The organism is Nocardioides albertanoniae (assembly GCF_006716315.1).
GTDB classification, from domain to species: Bacteria; Actinomycetota; Actinomycetes; order Propionibacteriales; family Nocardioidaceae; genus Nocardioides; species Nocardioides albertanoniae.
Genome location: NZ_VFOV01000001.1, coordinates 634,791 through 651,337, shown reverse-complemented (window position 1 = coordinate 651,337; position 16,547 = coordinate 634,791). Strand labels below are relative to the sequence as shown.

Sequence of the window (16,547 nt, the reverse complement as noted above, 5' to 3'; positions counted from 1 at the left end):
CGCGACCGATGCCTCGCGGGTCGCCCGCACCCTAGATTCACCAGGGTGAGCAAGAAGGTCCAGATCTGGTCGCGGACGATCGACGGCAGCACCCACCGGCTCGAGGTGACCGGTGAGATCGTGCGCACGTTCGTGTGGACCGTCGACGGCGACGAGGTGCTCACCAAGAAGTCTGCCGACGACCGGGCCCGGCTGGAGACCGAGCACCTCGGCAGCCTGCTCGTGGTGCACTCGGGGCTGGGTACGCCACGGCGAGCGACCTACTTCGCCCCCGACGAGGACCTCGGTGGACTCACCGGCATCGGCGGGCTCGACCTCACCCCCGAGCCGGGGTCACGGGCCGCGGCGTACGAACGCCGGGTGATCGACCACCCCAAGCGCTACGCGCTCATCGAGACCCTCGGCGGTGCCGCCGGCGTGGTCGGCGGCATCGTGGCGGCGATGGTCGTCGCCTGGATCCTCGCGAGGATCTCGCTCCCCGACATCGACATCCCGCTGCCCAACATGCCCGACCTGCCCGACCTGCCGCTCCCCGACCTCCCCAGCATCCCGTGGCCGTCGATCCCCTGGCCGGATCTGCCGGACGTACGGCTCCCCGACTGGGTCACGTGGCTCGCAGACCACCTGAAATACATCTGGCCGGTGATCTTCGCGTTCATCCTGGCCCAGAGCGAGATCCGCCGCCGGCGCAAGCACGCCGAGAAGTCAGGTCTGCAGGCCGAGGAGTCACGCACGCAGGTCGAGAAGTCACCAGATGACGCCTCGACCTGCAGGAGTGACTCTTCAGCCTGCAGGAGTGACGCTTCGACCGACGCGAGCGACTCCTCGACCTGCGGGAGTGACGCTTCGGCGGAGGAGGGTCAGCGGCGGGGCTTGTAGGTCGGCCGCTCGCGCTTGAAGGCGGCCTCGCGGGCGATCTTGGTGTTCTCGCCGAAGAGGAGGCGGAGCTGTTCGATGCGCTCGCGGGAGAAGGTGCGCTTGATGGGGGCGTACCAGGTGTCGTTGAAGAGGCGCTTGGCGGCGGCGAGCTGGTCCGGGGAGCGCTCGGCGAGCTTGCGGGCGAAGACGGTGGCGGTGGCCACCGGGTCGGCGGAGAGCTCGGTGACGAGACCGAGCTCGTAGGCACGCTCGCCGGAGAACTGCTCGGCGGTCATGGTGAGCTTCTTGGCGGTGTCGATGCCGACGACCTCGGAGAGCGACCGGATGCCGGTCATGTCGGGGATGATGCCCCACTTGCCCTCGAGCACCGACCACTGCGAGTCGGGCTCGGCGATGCGGAAGTCGGCTCCGAGCGCGATCTGCACGCCGCCGCCGAGGCAGTGACCGTGGACGGCCGCGATGACCGGCACCGGCAGCCGGCGCCACGCCCAGACCGACTCCTGGAAGAGGTTGGTGCCGCGGAAGGGCACGGGCACGAACGCGCCGACAACCTTCTTCGGGTCACGCAGAACAGAGGCGAAGTCGAGGCCGGCGGTGAACGCGTCACCCTCGCCGGCGATGACGACCGCACGCAGGTCGTGGTTGCGTCCGAGCTCCTTGGCGGTGTCGACGAGCTCGCGGAGCAGGTCGAGGGTCAGCGCGTTGAGCTTGTCGGGGCGGTTGAGACGCACCTGCGCGATGCCGTCGGTGATTTCGGTGGTGACGAGGGGCATGAGGAGAACATTACGGGTCAGTAGGCATGATGGGCACATGGCTGACCCACGCGCTGGAACGCTCGCGACTCCCGACGACCTGGTCGACATCCCCCATCTCGTCGCGTCCTACTACAACCTGCAGCCCGACCCCGAGGATCCGGCGCAGCAGGTTGCCTTCGGTACGTCGGGGCACCGCGGCTCCTCGCTCAAGGCCGCCTTCAACGAGACGCACATCCTGGCCACCACCCAGGCGATCGTCGACTACCGGGCATCGCAAGGGTTCGACGGGCCGCTCTTCATCGGGCGCGACACCCACGGCCTCTCCGAGCCGGCCTGGGCGAGTGCGCTGGAGGTGCTGGTCGCGGGCGGCGTACGCGTCATGATCGACGACCGCGACGGCTACACCCCCACGCCCGCGGTCTCGCACGCGATCCTCCGCGCCAACGGCGGCCGGGTCTCGGGCCCCGGCCTCGCCGACGGGATCGTGGTCACCCCGTCGCACAACCCGCCCAGCGACGGCGGCTTCAAGTACAACCCGCCCCACGGCGGCCCGGCCGACTCCGACGCCACCAAGGTCATCGCCGCGCGCGCCAACGAGCTGATCCGCGGCGGACTCTCCGGCGTCAAGCGGGTGCCGTTCGCCGACGCGAAGCGACAGGCCGAGACGTACGACTTCCTGGGCAGCTATGTCGACGACCTGCCCAACGTGGTCGACCTCGACGCGATCCGCAAGGCCGGGGTCAGGATCGCGGCCGACCCGCTCGGCGGGGCGTCGGTGGCCTACTGGGCCGCGATCGCCGAGCGCCACGACCTGAACCTCAACGTCGTCAACGAGCTGGTCGACCCGACGTGGCGCTTCATGCCGCTCGACTGGGACGGCAAGATCCGGATGGACTGCTCCTCCCCCAGCGCGATGGCCGAGCTGGTGCGCTTCGTCGAGGAGAATCCGGAGTTCGACATCGCCACCGGCAACGACGCCGACTCCGACCGGCACGGGATCGTCACCCGCGACGCCGGCCTGATGAACCCCAACCACTTCCTCGCGGTCGCGATCGACCATCTCTTCGGCGGGGCCCGCCCCGACTGGCCGGCGACCGCCCGGATCGGCAAGACCCTGGTCTCGTCCTCGATGATCGACCGGGTCGCCGGGGCCCTCGACAAGCCCTTGGTCGAGGTGCCGGTCGGGTTCAAGTGGTTCGTGCCGGGGCTGATCGACGGCTCGTTCGGCTTCGGTGGCGAGGAGTCCGCGGGCGCCTCGTTCCTGCGGTTCGACGGCTCCGCGTGGACCACCGACAAGGACGGCATCATCCTCGCCCTGCTCGCCGCGGAGATCCTGGCGACCACCGGTAAGTCGCCGTCGCAGCGCTACGCCGAGCTGGTGACGGAGCTGAATCCTGGGGGCGACGGAGAGCCGGCGTACGCCCGCATCGACGCCCCGGCGTCGCGCAAGGAGAAGGCCAAGCTCGCCGCCCTCTCCCCCGACGCCGTCACCGCGACGACCCTGGCCGGCGAGGAGATCACCGCCAAGCTCACCGAGGCGCCCGGCAACGGCGCCGCCATCGGCGGGCTGAAGGTGACCACCGAGTCTGCCTGGTTCGCTGCCCGCCCGAGCGGCACCGAAGACGTCTACAAGATCTACGCCGAGTCGTTCCGCGGCCCCGACCACCTGGCCCAGGTGCAGGAAGAGGCCAAAGCGGTCGTCGCCGCGGCGTTGGGCTGAGCCGCGTGTAACACGTCGTTCGTAGGACTACTCGCCCTATGGGAACGACCGGAAAGTCCTACGAACAGCGTGTTACAGCAGCCGCGGACCCGCTCAGCCCTCCCGTGCAGCCCTCCCGTTCAGCCGGCCCACTTGGCGGTCGAGGGGTCTTCGCGCACCGTCACGTTGACCCGGTTGAAGAGGTTGTGGGTGGCGATGCAGAGGACCAGCGCTGCGGTCTGCTTCTCGTCGTAGTGCTTGGTGACCTCGCGCCAGAGCTCGTCGGGCACGGCGTCGTCGGCGTCGGCGAGACGGGTGACCGCTTCGGCCAGGGCCAGCGCGGCCTTCTCCGCCTCGTCGAAGAAGGGTGACTCGCGGAAGGCCGCCACCCCGATGACCTTCTGGATCGACAGGCCGATGGCGTCGAGGCGGGTGTAGTGGCCCTGGAGGCAGGCCGCGCACCCGTTGATCTGACTCACCCGGATGGCGACGAGCTCGGTGGTGGTCTCGGGCAGACCACCTTCGGTGACAGCGGCGATGAGGTTGCCGACGCCCTTGAGGGACTGCGGGATGACTTCGATCGGGTTCTTCATTCGGTTGCTCATGCCATCCCTGACCCGGCGGCCGGGGTGGATGTGACAGCCCGGAGCGAGAAAATTTCTTGGGCGGGATCGGTCACATCTGCTCTGCTTCACGTGTCAGGTCGGTAGGGGCCACCGCCCCGAGACCGCAACGATCCAGGGGACACAGATGCAGCAGGAATGGCTGGCCGAGCGTTTCGAGCACGAGCGCCGACACCTGTTCGGCGTGGCCTACCGGATGCTCGGCTCCACCACGGAGGCCGAGGACGCCGTGCAGGAGGCCTGGCTCCGGCTGACCCGCAGCGAGGCCGACGAGATCGACAACCTCGGCGGGTGGCTGACGACCGTGGTCGCACGAGTCAGCCTCAACATGCTGCGTACGCGCAAGAGTCGCGGCGAGGTGTCCCTCGAGGCGGGGCCGTTCGAGGCCGGCCTGCCCGCGCCGACGGTCGTGCTCGACGACACCGGGGAGCACGACCCGGTCGAGCGCGCGGTGCTCGCCGACTCGGTCAGCATCGCGCTGCTCGTCGTGCTCGACCAGCTCTCCCCCGACGAGCGGCTGGCGTTCGTGCTCCATGATCTCTTCGCGGTGCCCTTCGACGAGATCGCCGCGATGCTCGACCGCTCCTCCGACTCGACCCGCCAGCTCGCCAGCCGTGCACGCAGACGAGTGCACGGACGCGCCCCGAGCGACGGCATGAGTGCCCAGCGCGAGGTCGTGGACGCGTTCTTCGCGGCCGCCCGCGACGGCGACCTGGCTCGCCTGGTCGGCGCCCTCCACCCCGACGTCGTGCTGCGTGCCGACAGCGGCGCCGGAGTCACGACCTATCGCGGCGCCGAGACGGTGGCAGGCAACGCCACCAGGTATGCGCATCCCGAGCGGGTCACCCGCCCGGCGCTCGTCAACGGCCTCGCCGGCGTGGTGGTCACCGTGCGCGGGAAGCTCGCCAGCGTCATGGGCTTCACCGTCGTCGAGGGCCGGATCACCGAGATCGAGGCGTACGCCGCGCCTGACCGCATCGCCGCCGTCGCGGCCGGCCTCGGCCTGGAGTCAGCACACTCCTGAGCCCGCCGGCGAGCGAGCAAGCGAGCACCGTCAGGCGGCGTTGCGGCGCGGGCGGCCACGGCCGCGCTTGTGGGTGACGACCTGACCGCGTTCGACGATCTCGCCGCCCCACACGCCCCACGGCTCGGAGCGGGCCAGCGCACCGGAGAGGCACTCGCGCATCACCGGGCAGTCGAGGCAACGGTCTTTGGCCACCTCGAGGGCGGTCGGGGACTCTGAGAACCACAACGCAGAGTCGTCTCCATGGCACGGCAGGCCAGCGGCGTACAGAGGCGGGATGATCTCCAAGGGCACCCCACGAGAATCTGCGCCTGAGGTAGGCCCCCACATCGGGCAACTACCTTAGATCGCCCCTGAGCCGCCACCCGAGTCCCCGCTGATCCTGCCGGGGGCTGCCTCGATCGACTCGGTTCGGACTCGTGATTCCCGTTTGCCCCCTCCGGCATCGCAAATATCTCTACGATGCGAAATCGCCGCGACCTGACGCGGCTTTTCCCGAGAGGAGCAACCCGTGAAGCTCGGAAAGCAAGGAATCACCCTTGCGCTCGTCGCGGCAGGCCTGGTGGTCACACCGATCGCCGCCGTCGCCGCACAGCCGGATCCCAGTGTCATCGACCGACTCAAGGCCGATGCCGACCAGACGGTCACGCTCAAGAAGGAGGGCGCCACCGGCCAGATCGGCTTCGTGTCCACCAAGGGCGACCTGTTGCCCGACGTCGCCGCCGACAGCAAGTCGGAGGCGGCCGCGAAGGCGCGCGAATACCTCGACACCTACGCCCCGGTCTTCGGGGCCGAGGCCGACCAGCTCGACCAGTCGAAGGTCTCCACCACCCCGGCCGGCTGGACGGTCGAGTTCAAGCAGGCGTACAAGGATGTGCCCGTCTTCGGCGGCACCCTGAAGGCCCACGTCGACAAGGCCGGCGACCTCACCTCGGTCAACGGCTTCGCCGCTCCCGACCTCGACCTGAGCACGACCCCGGCCTGGTCGAAGGCAAAGGCGAGCGCCAAGGCACTCGAGCTCGTCAAGGCCAAGCCGGCCGACGCGCACGCCGACGGCAAGGTGAGCACGAAGGGCGTGAAGGTGGTCAAGGCCGACCTCAACGTCTACCGCATGGGCGCCGCCCAGGGCGTGAGCGGCAAGAGCCTGCTCGCCTGGGTCATCGAGGTCACCAACGGGTCGACCGTGCGCGAGACGCTGGTGATCGACGCGACCAGCGGCAAGCCGGTCAACCGCTACTCGATGCTCCACACGGCCACCGACCGCGAGCTCGTCGAGAAGCACAACACCCCCGACACCGGTGACGACGCCACCGTGTGGGTCGAGAACGACGCCTTCCCCGGCACGCTCGACCAGGACCAGGCCAACGAGGTCGCCACCACCGGTGAGTCCTACTGGCTCTACAAGAACACCTTCGGTCGCGACTCCTACGACGGCGCCGGCGCGAAGATGATCACGGTCAACAACGACCCGGCCATCTCATGCCCCAACGCCAACTGGAACGGCGCGACCACCAACTACTGCTCCGGCGTCACCTCCGACGACGTGGTGGCGCACGAGTGGGGCCACGCCTACACCGAATACACCTCCGGGCTGATCTACCAGTGGCAGCCGGGTGCGCTCAACGAGGCCTACTCCGACATGTGGGGCAGCACGGTCGACCTGATCAACTCGCGGGAGAACGACAGCTCCGAGGAGATCAAGCGCACCGACGGAAGCTGCTCGACCTCGTCGCCGGCGCGGGTGAAGTTCGAGATCACCGCGCCGGAGGACGCTGCGGGCCTGTGCCAGGTGGCGTCGGCCTCCTGGACCGCCGCGGACGCGTTCGCCTCTCCGGTGACCGCCGACATCGTGGTGGCCCGCGATGCGGCCGACGCTGAGGGCCCCTCCGAGACCGACGGCTGTACGGCGTACGCGAACGCTGCCGACGTGGCCGGCAAGTGGGCCTACGTCGACCGCGGTACGTGCTCCTTCCAGATCAAGGCGGACAACGCGGTCGCCGCAGGTGCAGCCGGTCTCGTGGTCGGCAACAACACCGCGGCCGCGCCCGGCACGATGAGTGGCACCTCGACGATCCCCGGGGTCATGATCGACATGGCGCACGCCGAGAAGGTGCGTACGGCCGGTGCCGCGACGGCGGCGATCTCGCAGACCACCAACACCGACGAGTCCACCCGCTGGCTGATGGGTGAGGACTCGACCGCCTTCGGCGGCGCGATCCGCGACATGTGGAACCCGACCTGCTACGGCGACCCGGGCAAGGTCTCCGACGCGGAGTACCACTGCGACGGCGCGACCGACTCCGGCGGCGTGCACACCAACTCCGGCGTCATCAACCACCACTACGCCCTGCTCGTCGACGGCGGCTCGTACAACGACACCACCGTGCCCGGCATCGGCCTCGACAAGGCCGCCAACCTGATCTGGCACGCCCAGACCAACTACCTGACGCCGACCTCGGGCTTCCCCGAGTACGCCCAGGCGATGGTCTCCTCGTGCGCCGACCTGACCGGCGTGACGACGCTCAAGAAGCCCACCCTGGGCACCTCGACGCCGCAGACCGGCGGCGGCGAGACCCCGGGCGGCGAGGCCGAGGCACCGGCTCTGGAGCCGATCACGGCTGACGACTGCGCAGCGGTCGCGGCGGCCAACGCGGCCACCGAGCTGACCGAGGAGCCGGTGCAGTGCAACTTCGGTCCGATGCTCGACCCCAACACCCCCGCGCTGTGCGGCGAGGGCACCAACGAGATCACCACCTACACCGAGGACTTCGAGGACGGTCTGGCCGGCTGGACCCAGGACGCCGACGCCCTGGTCGCCGGCAACGACTACCCCTGGGAGGCCGTCTCCGGCACCGAGGGCAACGACACCGGCCTGGCCTGGGGCCCCGACCCCGTCGAGGGCCAGTGCGGTGACCCGGCCGGTGACATCACCAGCCGCAACGGCCTGATCTCCCCGGAGATCACCGTGCCCGCGGGTCTGACGCCTCGCTTCACGTTCGACCACTCGGTGCGCACCGAGTCGACGTGGGACGGCGGCAACGTCAAGGTGTCGGTCAACGGCGGCGACTTCGCGCTCGTCGACCAGGCCGCCTACCTCTTCAACGCACCGGGCGGCACGATGGCCGACGGCAGCGGATACCTGCAGGGCGAGGCCGCCTGGACCGGCACCGACGGTGGGTCGTTCACCGGTCAGTGGGGCACCACGATCGTCGATCTCGACGCGATCGCCAACGCCGGCGACACCGTGCAGTTCCGCTTCGACATGGCTCGCGACGGCTGCAACGGCGTCGAGGGCTGGGCCGTCGACAACGTCTCGGTGAGCTACTGCACCGAGAAGGCCCTCCCGGAGATCTCCGCCGCCTCGCCCAAGAAGGGCAAGGTCGAGATCACCGTCGACGGCGACCGCGCCTCCGGCACGGTCACGGTCACCGAGGGCAATCACCGCGTCGGCACCTTCACCCTGAAGAACAAGAAGGAGACGGCCACCTTCAAGGCTCGCAAGGGCACGCACACCTACGAGGTGGCGTACTCCGGCGACCGCAGGAACGAGGCGACCACCGAGACCGTGACCGTCGAGGTCAGGTAGTCCGCTCCACCACAGGCCCTGCCGGACCCAGGTCCGGCAGGGCCTGTGCCTGTCCGGGTCCTGTTCAGGTCCTGTCTAGACTCACCGACCATGCGCGGAACGATCCTGACCATGGGCGGTGGCGGCTTCTCGATGCCGGAGGTGCACGGTCGGGACGTCTCACCGATCGATGCCCACCTGACCCGGCTGAGCGGCAAGGAGCGGCCGAAGGTCTGCTTCATCGGGACGGCCAGCGGAGACGCCGACAGCTATCACGACAAGTTCCTCACGGCGTACGCCGAGCGTGGCGAGGCCACGATCCTGTCGCTGTTCAACAAGGCACCCGAGGGCTACGCGCTGCCGATCTCCGAGCTCGACCGGCTGCTCGAGCACGACATCGTCTACGTCGGCGGCGGGTCGACCGCCAACCTGCTCGCGATCTGGCGGCTCCACGGGCTGCCCGCCCTGCTGGAGAAGGCGGCGGCCGGAGGCACGATCCTCGCCGGGATCTCGGCAGGAGCGAACTGCTGGTACGAGGCGTCCTCCACCGATTCGTTCGGGCCCACCGCGCCGCTGCGCGACGGCCTGGGCTTCCTCCCCGGCTCCTTCTGCCCGCACTACCTCGGTGAGGAGGACCGGCGCGAGACGTACGTCGGTTTCGTCGGCTCCGGCGCGCTGCCGGCCGGCCACGCGGCCGACGACGGGGTCGCGCTGCTGTGGCGCGACGGCGAGCTGGTCGAGGCGCTCAGCGAGCGTCCCGACGGGGTCGCCTACGCCGTCGGGCGGGACGGTGAGGTCCCGCTCGACGTACGCAGGCTGGATCAGGGCAGGTAGAGCAGGCCGTACGTCGCGAGGTGGCAGACCGCGAACAGCGCGGGTGCCCACACCTCGATGTTGCTCATCGGCAGGTAGCGCGAGCTGTCGCGGCCGAGGCCGAGCGCCGACCACTCGGCCACACCGGGCGCGGCGGGGAGCTGCTTCTCGAGGTGGGAGATGACCGAGTACTTGCCGCTCGCCATCTGCCGGTAGGAGCGGATGATCCAGAACCAGCCGAGGCAGGTGCCGAGCGCGGCGACGAGCGCCACGGAGAAGAGCCAGGGCCGCTCGGGTCCGTGGGCGAGCAGGGCGGTGCCGGCGACCAGGGCGCCGATGTTGACGATCAGGAAGAACGCGCTGGTGAAGGTGCGCCGCACGCTGAGCCGCTCCGCCTCGGCGGCGTAGAGCTTGTACTGGTCGAAGAGCACCGCGCGGTCTCCGCTGGAGAGCACGTCGGGCGGAAGGACCCACAGACCCTCGGCGAGGGCCGAGGAGTTCGGCTGGCTTTGGGTGACATAGCTGCGCACGGCGCTCGTCGGTGCACTCGTCGACGCAGCCGTCGATGCAGCCCCAGGTATCAACTCATTCTCCATAGTGGCTGTTGTCTACCGTCCCACGGGCGCGGTGTCCATACGACGTTCGTCACCGTCGCCGAGGCGGGGCCTACCGAAGATCGCGCAACGTGACCGCGGCCTCGTCGACGCACTCGGCGAGGCTGAGGTCGGCGGCGCCGGATATCCACCGGGAGAAGGCCGCCTGGAAGACGGCGGCAGCACTGTGGGCGGCCAGCCCGGCGACCGGCTCCCCCACTCCCCGGTCGGCGAGGGCCGCCTGCGCGGCGACGGTCATCGTGGCCGCCTTGAGCAGCTCACGCTCCCGCAGCGCGGGCGTGGAGGAGATGATCCGGGCACGCTCGGCGGCCTGCTCCCGGCTGCGGACGGCATCGATCCCGACGGCCGCCTCACGCACGCCGGCGAGCACCATCTGCAGCGGCGTCGCCGACTCGTCGGCGGCGGCGATCGCCTCCGAGACCGTCTCGTCGAGCGGCTTCCCGCCGACGAAGAGCACCTCGCGCTTGTCGGCGAAGTGACGGAAGAAGGTGCGTTCGGTGACTCCGGCACGGGTCGCGATGTCGCAGGCGGTCGTCTTCTCATAACCCTGCTCGGAGAAGAGCTCGAGGGCAGCGGTCAGCATCCGACCTCGTGCGTCCGGTTCCCATCTCGCCATGGTCCCCATCCTACGTGATGTCAGTTCATGACATCACGTGCTACCGTTGATGTCAGTTACTGACATGAGAGGAACGACCATGAACATCTTCATCACCGGCGCTTCGGGCTGGATCGGCTCGGCGGTCACCGACGAGCTGCTCGCCAACGGATACGCCGTCACCGGCCTGGCCCGCTCCGACAAGAGCGCCGCCGCCCTGGAGGCGAAGGGCGTCGACGTCCACCGCGGCTCGCTCGACGACCCCGCCTCCCTGGCCGCCGCGGCCAAGGCGGCCGACGCCGTCATCCACCTGGCTTTCATCCACGACTTCGACAACTTCGCCGCCTCCGGGCGAGCCGAGCACGACGCGGTGAAGGCCATGCTCGACGCACTCGAGGGCAGCGGGAAGACGTTCATGCTGGCCAGCGGCACCACGGGCGCCAGCCGCACCGCGCCCGGCGCGGCCACCGAGGACGACCCCAGCCCGTTCCACGGCCGCGACTCGGTGCGAGGCGGAGCGGAGAACCTCGCGCTGAGCTACGCCGAGAAGGACGTACGCCCCGTGGCGCTGCGCTTCCCGATCGTGCACGGCCGCGTCGGCGACCCCGGCTTCGTCGCCTACCTGGCGCAGGTCGCCAAGGAGCGCGGCGTGTCCGGCTACATCGGTGACGGCAGCCAGGTGTGGGCGGCTGTCGACCGTGCCGACGCGGCCCTCGGCGTACGCCTCGCGCTGGAGAAGGCGCCGGCCGGCTTCCGCGCCCACATCGTCGCCGAGCAGGGCACCCCCACCCGGGAGATCGCCGAGGCGCTCGGCCAGCGCCTCGGGCTCCCCGTGGAGTCGGTCAGCCCCGAGGACGCCGAGGCGCACTTCGGCTGGATGGCGAGGATGTTCGGCGCCGGCACCCCGGCCTCCTCCGACATCACCCGGCGCACCCTGGGCTGGACCCCGACGGGCCCGACCCTGCTCGACGACATCGCCGCCGGGGCGTACGACCTCTGACACGTACGACGGGACGTTCCGGTCGGTCTACCCGCAGGTAGCGGACCGGAACGTCCCGTCGTATCGCTCAGACGGCCTTGCCGACCGAGGCGGCGCCGGCCGCCTCGAACTCCTTCAGGAGGCGACGGCGGGTGCGGGTGTCGCCGCGGACGGCCTTGATCAGCTTGCCGATCTGGGAGGGGGCGTTCTTCACCGTCGTCGACTCCAGGAAGCCGTTGGGCAGCGAGAGCCGCACCACCTTGTGCCAGGCCGAAGCGACCTGCTGCGGCATCGGCGCGGTGTGGTAGTTGAGGCCGTACTTGTCGAACAGCGCGCGCACCTTCGGGGCGATCTCGGCGTAACGGTTCGACGGCAGGTCGGGGAAGATGTGGTGCTCGATCTGGTGCGACAGGTTGCCCGACATGAGGTGCAGGAGCTTCGAGCCGGAGATGTTGGCCGAGCCGAGCATCTGGCGGACGTACCACTCACCGCGGGTCTCGTTGTCGGGGATGTCCTTGAGCTCGAAGGTCTCCACGCCCTCGGGGAAGTGACCGCACATGATCACCGAGTGGGTCCAGACGTTGCGCGTGAAGTTGGCCGCGAGGTTGGCCAGCAGGGTGGTCGGGCCGGAGAGCGTCACCATCGAGAGCAGCGGGTGGGCGACGTAGTCCTTGAGCGCCTGGCGACGGATCTTGGCGACCGTGTTGCTCGCCATCTCGTGCCAGCCCTCGGGCATGTCACGGCCGCTCTTCTTGAGGCGGCGCATCTTGCCGAGCTCGAGGTCGTAGGCCGCGATGCCGTACTCGAAGATGCACATGTTGAGGAAGTTCATCAGCGGCTGCGCGAGGGAGGCAGGCGTCCAGCGCTGCTCCTCGTCGACGCGCATGATGCCCCAACCGAGGTCGTTGTCCTTGCCGACGATGTTGGTGTAGGCGTGGTGCAGCTCGTTGTGGCTGTGCTTCCAGCCCTCGCTCGTCGAGGCGTTGTCCCACTCCCACACGGTGGAGTGGATCTTCGGGTCACGCATCCAGTCCCACTGGCCGTGCATGATGTTGTGGCCGATCTCCATGTTGTCGAGGATCTTGGCGATCGAGAGCCCGACGGTGCCGACGACGAACGCCGGCGGGAAGATGCTCGCGAGCAGCACGGCACGGCTGCCGAGCTCGAGCGAGCGCTGCACCTTGATGACCTTGTGGATGTACGCCGCGTCGCGCTCGCCGCGGGTGTCGAGGACGTCTTGGCGGATGGCGTCGAGCTCGCGGCCGAGCTGCTCGATGTCGTCGTGGGAGAGATGGGCGATCGGGCCGGCGTACGCCGGGGCGTCAGGTGCGATGGTCATGGCGGTCTCGCTCTCGTGGGGTCTGCGTAGATCAGGAGGGTGATCAGGCGGGGTGGTCGATGACGCACTCGCCGGCGGCGGCGGAGATGCACGTCTGGATGGGGATGCCCTCGGGGCCGGTCTCGCCCGGCCGGGCGACGGTGACCTCGCCGTTGCGGAGGTCACGCACGGCGCCCTCCTTCATCGGCAGGACGCAGCCGAAGCAGATGCCCATGCGACATCCGCTCGGCATGAGGACGCCGGCCTCTTCGGCGGCGTCGAGGATCGGCTTGCCACCAGGTGCTTCGATGCTCTTGCCCGTGAAGGTGACGGTGCCGCCGCTCTGCCCGTCACCGGTGGTGACGACGGGGCCCAGGCGGAACTGCTCGGTCTGGAGCGGCAGCCCCTCCGCGTCGTACCAGGCCTGGAGGCTGTCGAGGAGGCCGGCCGGCCCGCAGGCGTACGCCGTGCGCTCCCTCAGGTCGGGCACGATCTCGGTGAGGGTGTCGATGTCGAGGCGGCCCTCGGTGCCCGAGTAGCGGGTGACGAGGCGGATCGCGCCCGCCTCGGCGAGCGACTCGAGGTTGCGGATGAAGATCGAGTCGGGGCGGCTCGGGGCGACGTGCACGACCGTGACGTCGAGGCGCTGGCGCTCGACGACGCCTTCGTCGGTGACCGGGAAGAGGTTGCGCAGCATCCCGATGACCGGGGTGACGCCGGAGCCGGCGGTGACCATCAGGAGCTTGTGGCCGCGCAGGTCGCCGGGCAGCACGAAGTCGCCTGCGGCCTGCTCGAGGTGGACGATCCTGCCCGGGCGCAGCCGGCGCACCAGGTGGCTGGAGACCTTGCCGTCGGGCACGGCCTTGACGGTGATCGAGATGTGGCCGTCCCTGCGGGGACCGTGGGTCAGCGAGTAGGCGCGCCAGTGACGCACGCCGTCGACCTCGACGCCGACCCGCACGTACTGCCCCGGCACGTGGTCTTCCCAGTCGGCACCGGGCTTGATCTCGATGGTGGCCGCGTCGGCGGTCTCCGGAACGACCTTGACGATGCGTCCTCGCAGGTCAGCACCGGGTCGGAGCGGGTTGAAGATGTCGAGGTAGTCGGCCGGGGCGAGCGGTGTCGCGATCGTCTCGGCGACCTCCCACACCTTGCGTGAGAGCCGCTCCCGAAGCGCGGGTCGCCTGAGCTCACCAGGGGCGAGCAGGGCGGGGGACGTGGACATCTCAACCATGTATTCCATGATGCTATTTGTGCGAGGTAAACTCCTGTGTCGACGGCGTGAATCTGATAGGCGGATTTATACGTGACGAACAAAAGTTCCCGTGATGGGCTGACACTTTCGTCCTACGACGTTCACCTGACTCCCGAGATCGTCGCGTCGATCCGCAGCGTGCTCCCCCGGGTCAGCGACGAGGTCGTGGCCGCGATCACCGCCGAGGTGCCCGCCTACCGCGATGCCTTCTCGGGGCCGATGGGCGAGACCATCCGCACGGCCGTGGGCATCGCGCTGGGCGGGTTCCTCTCACTGGCATCGGTGGACGATCTTCCGGCGGACGTGGCGACGGCCACTCCCCCAGCCCTCGAGGGCGCCTACAGCCTCGGCCGCGGCGAGGCACGTTCGGGCCGGACGACCGAAGCCCTGCTGGCGGCCTACCGCATCGGCGCCCGGGTGGCGTGGCGAGAGCTCTCCAGCAAGGCCGTCGAGGGCGGCATGGCACCGGAGGGACTGGTCGAGTTCGCGGCCCTGGTGTTCGCGTGGATCGACGAGATCTCCGAGGCCTCCGCCGCCGGGCACGCCGACGAGCGCGCCACCACCGGGCGGGTGCAGCGGCAGCTGCGAGAGCGGCTGGCCAGGCAGCTGCTGGCCCAGGCGGCCCCGGAGGAGCTCGACGACGCCGCGTCGCGCGCCGAGTGGACGCCGCCGAGCACGCTCACCGCGCTGCTCGTGCCCAACCCCCAGGTCGGCTCCATCCTGGCGAAGGTCAACCAGGCCACCTTGGAGCACGACGACCTGCGCGACCTGGACGACTACACCCTGCTGCTCGTGCCGGACGCGCACGGCAGACGGCGCCGGGCGCTGCTGAAAGCACTGGAGGGCCGCCGGGCGATCGTCGGACCGGCCAAACCCTGGCGCGAGGCCCGGGTCTCCTACGAACGCGCCCGCCGCGCCCACTTCGCGGGCCTCGACTCCGACACCGAGCAGCACCTGGTCGAGCTCGTCCTCTCCGCCGACGCCGACGCCCGCGACGACCTGCGCGCCCAGGTGCTCGCCCCCTTGGCCGACCTACGCCCCGCCACCGCCGAGAAGCTCGCCGAGACACTGCGCTCCTGGCTGCTCCACCAGGGCCGGCGCGAGGAGGTCGCCGCCGAGCTGTTCGTGCACCCGCAGACCGTCCGCTATCGGATGGGGCAGCTGCGCGACGCGTACGGCGACCGGCTCGACGATCCGGCGATGATCCTCGCCCTCACGGTCGCGCTAGGTTGACCGACCGGGGCTGACCACCTCGAGGCCGAGCTCCTCGGCAGCACTGGCCATCTGCCGGTCATACGTCACGAGCTGCTCGATCGCCTCGTCGCCTTCGGCGTCCTCCATGAGGAGTGATGCCGTGCCGACATGGATGGCGTCCAAGGACTTGAGCGACTGAGTGAGATCCTTGGCTTCGGCGATCACCTCGGGCAGGATTCTCATGAGGTGCACCTCTTGCACGATGGCATCCACGTCGGCGCGGGCTATCCCGCTCCTGAGTGCAACGCGCGTCAGTTCGACATCGAGCAGCTCCGAGGAGATGACGCGGCCATCGTTGTCCACGATCTCGTTCAGATGACCCTCGAGGGCATCTGACTCCGGCTCGTCGATGAGCAGTTTCAGCACCGCGGACGTGTCGACGTAGACCAGCATCAGACACGGTCCTCCCGCATCTCTGCCAAAATCTCCTCCGACGAGCGACTCAGCTTCACCCGCTGGATCTTCGGCATCCGCCCGGTGCCCCGAGGCTTGCTGATGTGCCCCAACAGCTCCAACTGCTTGAACTTGCTCTTGGGCACCGGCACCAGCATCGCGACAGGTCGGCCATGGTCGGTGACCACCATCGACTCCCCCTCAGCGACGCGCCGAAGAACCCTGCCGGTCTGCTGGTTCAGCTCACCTACTCGCACTTCGCTCATGAACGCATGCTATCTCGCTGGGTAGAAATCTTCTACACGTCGAGATAGAGGCAGAACGGGTGCCCGTCGGGGTCGAGCATCACGCGTACGTCGTCCTGGGGCTGGACGTCGGCGACCCGCGCACCGAGGCCGACGGCATCCTCGACGGCCGCAGCCAGTTCGGTGACCCCGATGTCGAGATGGACCATCTGCTGCTGGGCGTCCGGCTCGCTCGGCCAGACCGGCCGCCGGTAGTGACGGTCGAGCTCGAAGGCGAGGTTGCTGTGCGTGCCGTTTCCCGACGGGTCGCAAATGAGCACCGTGGCGTACGTCGGCTCCGAGCTGCTGACCTCCCAGCCGAACAGGTCCGCGTAGAACCTGGCGAGGGCGGGCGGGTCGGTGCAGGCGAGGTTGACCCCGACCCAGCCGGTGGCGCCGCGGATGCCGCCGTTCTCCTCGGTCATGCCGTTCATGCCACCCACGCTAGGCAGAGTTCCGGACACAATCCTTCCGGCTCCATGTCGAGTCCTGGGCCT

The 16,547-nt window shown here is 69.4% G+C and carries 17 protein-coding genes; 7 read left to right on the top strand and 10 right to left on the bottom strand.

All coding sequences use genetic code 11. The annotated features are described in order from the left end of the window. Positions 1–45 precede the first annotated feature (45 nt). Positions 46–879, top strand: a complete 834-nt coding sequence (locus FB381_RS03100) for a hypothetical protein (protein ID WP_141778932.1) — start codon at positions 46–48, stop codon at positions 877–879. Here the strand turns inward: FB381_RS03100 and FB381_RS03095 are convergent. Beyond that, complete coding sequence (locus FB381_RS03095; RefSeq protein ID WP_141778931.1) at positions 861–1,652, bottom strand: crotonase/enoyl-CoA hydratase family protein; 792 nt, start codon at positions 1,650–1,652, stop codon at positions 861–863. The genes FB381_RS03100 and FB381_RS03095 overlap by 19 nt on opposite strands. Before the next feature lie 37 nt (positions 1,653–1,689). Between FB381_RS03095 and pgm the strand changes: the two genes are divergently transcribed. Next, positions 1,690–3,354: a phosphoglucomutase (alpha-D-glucose-1,6-bisphosphate-dependent) gene (gene pgm, locus FB381_RS03090; RefSeq protein WP_141778930.1), complete on the top strand. Its 1,665-nt coding sequence runs from the start codon at positions 1,690–1,692 to the stop codon at positions 3,352–3,354. A 119-nt stretch (positions 3,355–3,473) separates the two neighbouring features. Here the strand turns inward: pgm and FB381_RS03085 are convergent, their stop codons facing one another. After that, positions 3,474–3,938 (bottom strand): carboxymuconolactone decarboxylase family protein, encoded by a 465-nt coding sequence (locus tag FB381_RS03085; protein WP_246087934.1) that lies wholly within the window; start codon positions 3,936–3,938, stop codon positions 3,474–3,476. Between the two features lie 145 nt (positions 3,939–4,083). Between FB381_RS03085 and FB381_RS03080 the strand changes: the two genes are divergently transcribed. Further along, a complete protein-coding gene (locus FB381_RS03080; RefSeq protein ID WP_141778929.1) occupies positions 4,084–4,980 on the top strand; it encodes a sigma-70 family RNA polymerase sigma factor in 897 nt (298 codons plus the stop codon). Positions 4,981–5,010: 30 nt separating this feature from the next. On the opposite strand, the gene FB381_RS03075 is transcribed toward FB381_RS03080, so the two are convergent. After that, complete coding sequence (locus FB381_RS03075; RefSeq protein WP_281285024.1) at positions 5,011–5,310, bottom strand: WhiB family transcriptional regulator; 300 nt, start codon at positions 5,308–5,310, stop codon at positions 5,011–5,013. Positions 5,311–5,491: 181 nt separating this feature from the next. Here FB381_RS03075 and FB381_RS24395 point away from each other — a divergent pair, with 181 nt between their 5' ends. Further along, entirely contained in the window at positions 5,492–8,566 is a 3,075-nt protein-coding gene (locus tag FB381_RS24395; protein WP_141778928.1) for a M4 family metallopeptidase, read from the top strand. A 90-nt stretch (positions 8,567–8,656) separates the two neighbouring features. Further along, positions 8,657–9,379, top strand: coding sequence for a Type 1 glutamine amidotransferase-like domain-containing protein (locus tag FB381_RS03065; RefSeq protein WP_141778927.1), 723 nt, complete (start codon positions 8,657–8,659; stop codon positions 9,377–9,379). On the opposite strand, the gene FB381_RS03060 is transcribed toward FB381_RS03065, so the two are convergent. Together FB381_RS03060 and FB381_RS03055 are read right to left on the bottom strand one after the other, a co-directional pair. Then, positions 9,367–9,888: a RipA family octameric membrane protein gene (locus tag FB381_RS03060; protein ID WP_141778926.1), complete on the bottom strand. Its 522-nt coding sequence runs from the start codon at positions 9,886–9,888 to the stop codon at positions 9,367–9,369. The genes FB381_RS03065 and FB381_RS03060 overlap by 13 nt on opposite strands. Positions 9,889–10,024: 136 nt before the next feature. Further along, the gene (locus FB381_RS03055) at positions 10,025–10,588 is read right to left on the bottom strand and encodes a TetR/AcrR family transcriptional regulator (protein ID WP_141778925.1); all 564 of its coding nucleotides are present in this window, start codon (positions 10,586–10,588) and stop codon (positions 10,025–10,027) included. Positions 10,589–10,667: 79 nt separating this feature from the next. On the opposite strand from FB381_RS03055, the gene FB381_RS03050 reads away from it, so the two are divergent. After that, entirely contained in the window at positions 10,668–11,567 is a 900-nt protein-coding gene (locus tag FB381_RS03050) for an SDR family oxidoreductase (RefSeq protein ID WP_141778924.1), read from the top strand. 67 nt (positions 11,568–11,634) lie between these two features. Here FB381_RS03050 and FB381_RS03045 read toward each other — a convergent pair whose 3' ends face one another. Beyond that, complete coding sequence (locus tag FB381_RS03045) at positions 11,635–12,885, bottom strand: fatty acid desaturase family protein (RefSeq protein WP_141778923.1); 1,251 nt, start codon at positions 12,883–12,885, stop codon at positions 11,635–11,637. 43 nt (positions 12,886–12,928) lie between these two features. Beyond that, positions 12,929–14,098 (bottom strand): ferredoxin reductase, encoded by a 1,170-nt coding sequence (locus FB381_RS03040; RefSeq protein ID WP_211352311.1) that lies wholly within the window; start codon positions 14,096–14,098, stop codon positions 12,929–12,931. Between the two features lie 72 nt (positions 14,099–14,170). On the opposite strand from FB381_RS03040, the gene FB381_RS03035 reads away from it, so the two are divergent. Further along, a complete protein-coding gene (locus tag FB381_RS03035; RefSeq protein WP_141778922.1) occupies positions 14,171–15,352 on the top strand; it encodes a PucR family transcriptional regulator in 1,182 nt (393 codons plus the stop codon). Here the strand turns inward: FB381_RS03035 and FB381_RS03030 are convergent. Genes FB381_RS03030 through FB381_RS03020 form a run of 3 tightly spaced genes read right to left on the bottom strand, consistent with a single transcriptional unit; the run spans position 15,344 to position 16,484 of the window. Further along, positions 15,344–15,766, bottom strand: a complete 423-nt coding sequence (locus FB381_RS03030; RefSeq protein WP_141778921.1) for a type II toxin-antitoxin system VapC family toxin — start codon at positions 15,764–15,766, stop codon at positions 15,344–15,346. The two genes, FB381_RS03035 and FB381_RS03030, sit on opposite strands and share 9 nt — an antisense overlap. Then, a complete protein-coding gene (locus tag FB381_RS03025; RefSeq protein WP_141778920.1) occupies positions 15,766–16,032 on the bottom strand; it encodes a type II toxin-antitoxin system Phd/YefM family antitoxin in 267 nt (88 codons plus the stop codon). The genes FB381_RS03030 and FB381_RS03025 overlap by 1 nt, the downstream gene beginning before the upstream one ends. A gap of 32 nt (positions 16,033–16,064) precedes the next feature. After that, a complete protein-coding gene (locus FB381_RS03020; protein ID WP_246087933.1) occupies positions 16,065–16,484 on the bottom strand; it encodes a VOC family protein in 420 nt (139 codons plus the stop codon). Between the last annotated feature and the right edge of the window lie 63 nt (positions 16,485–16,547).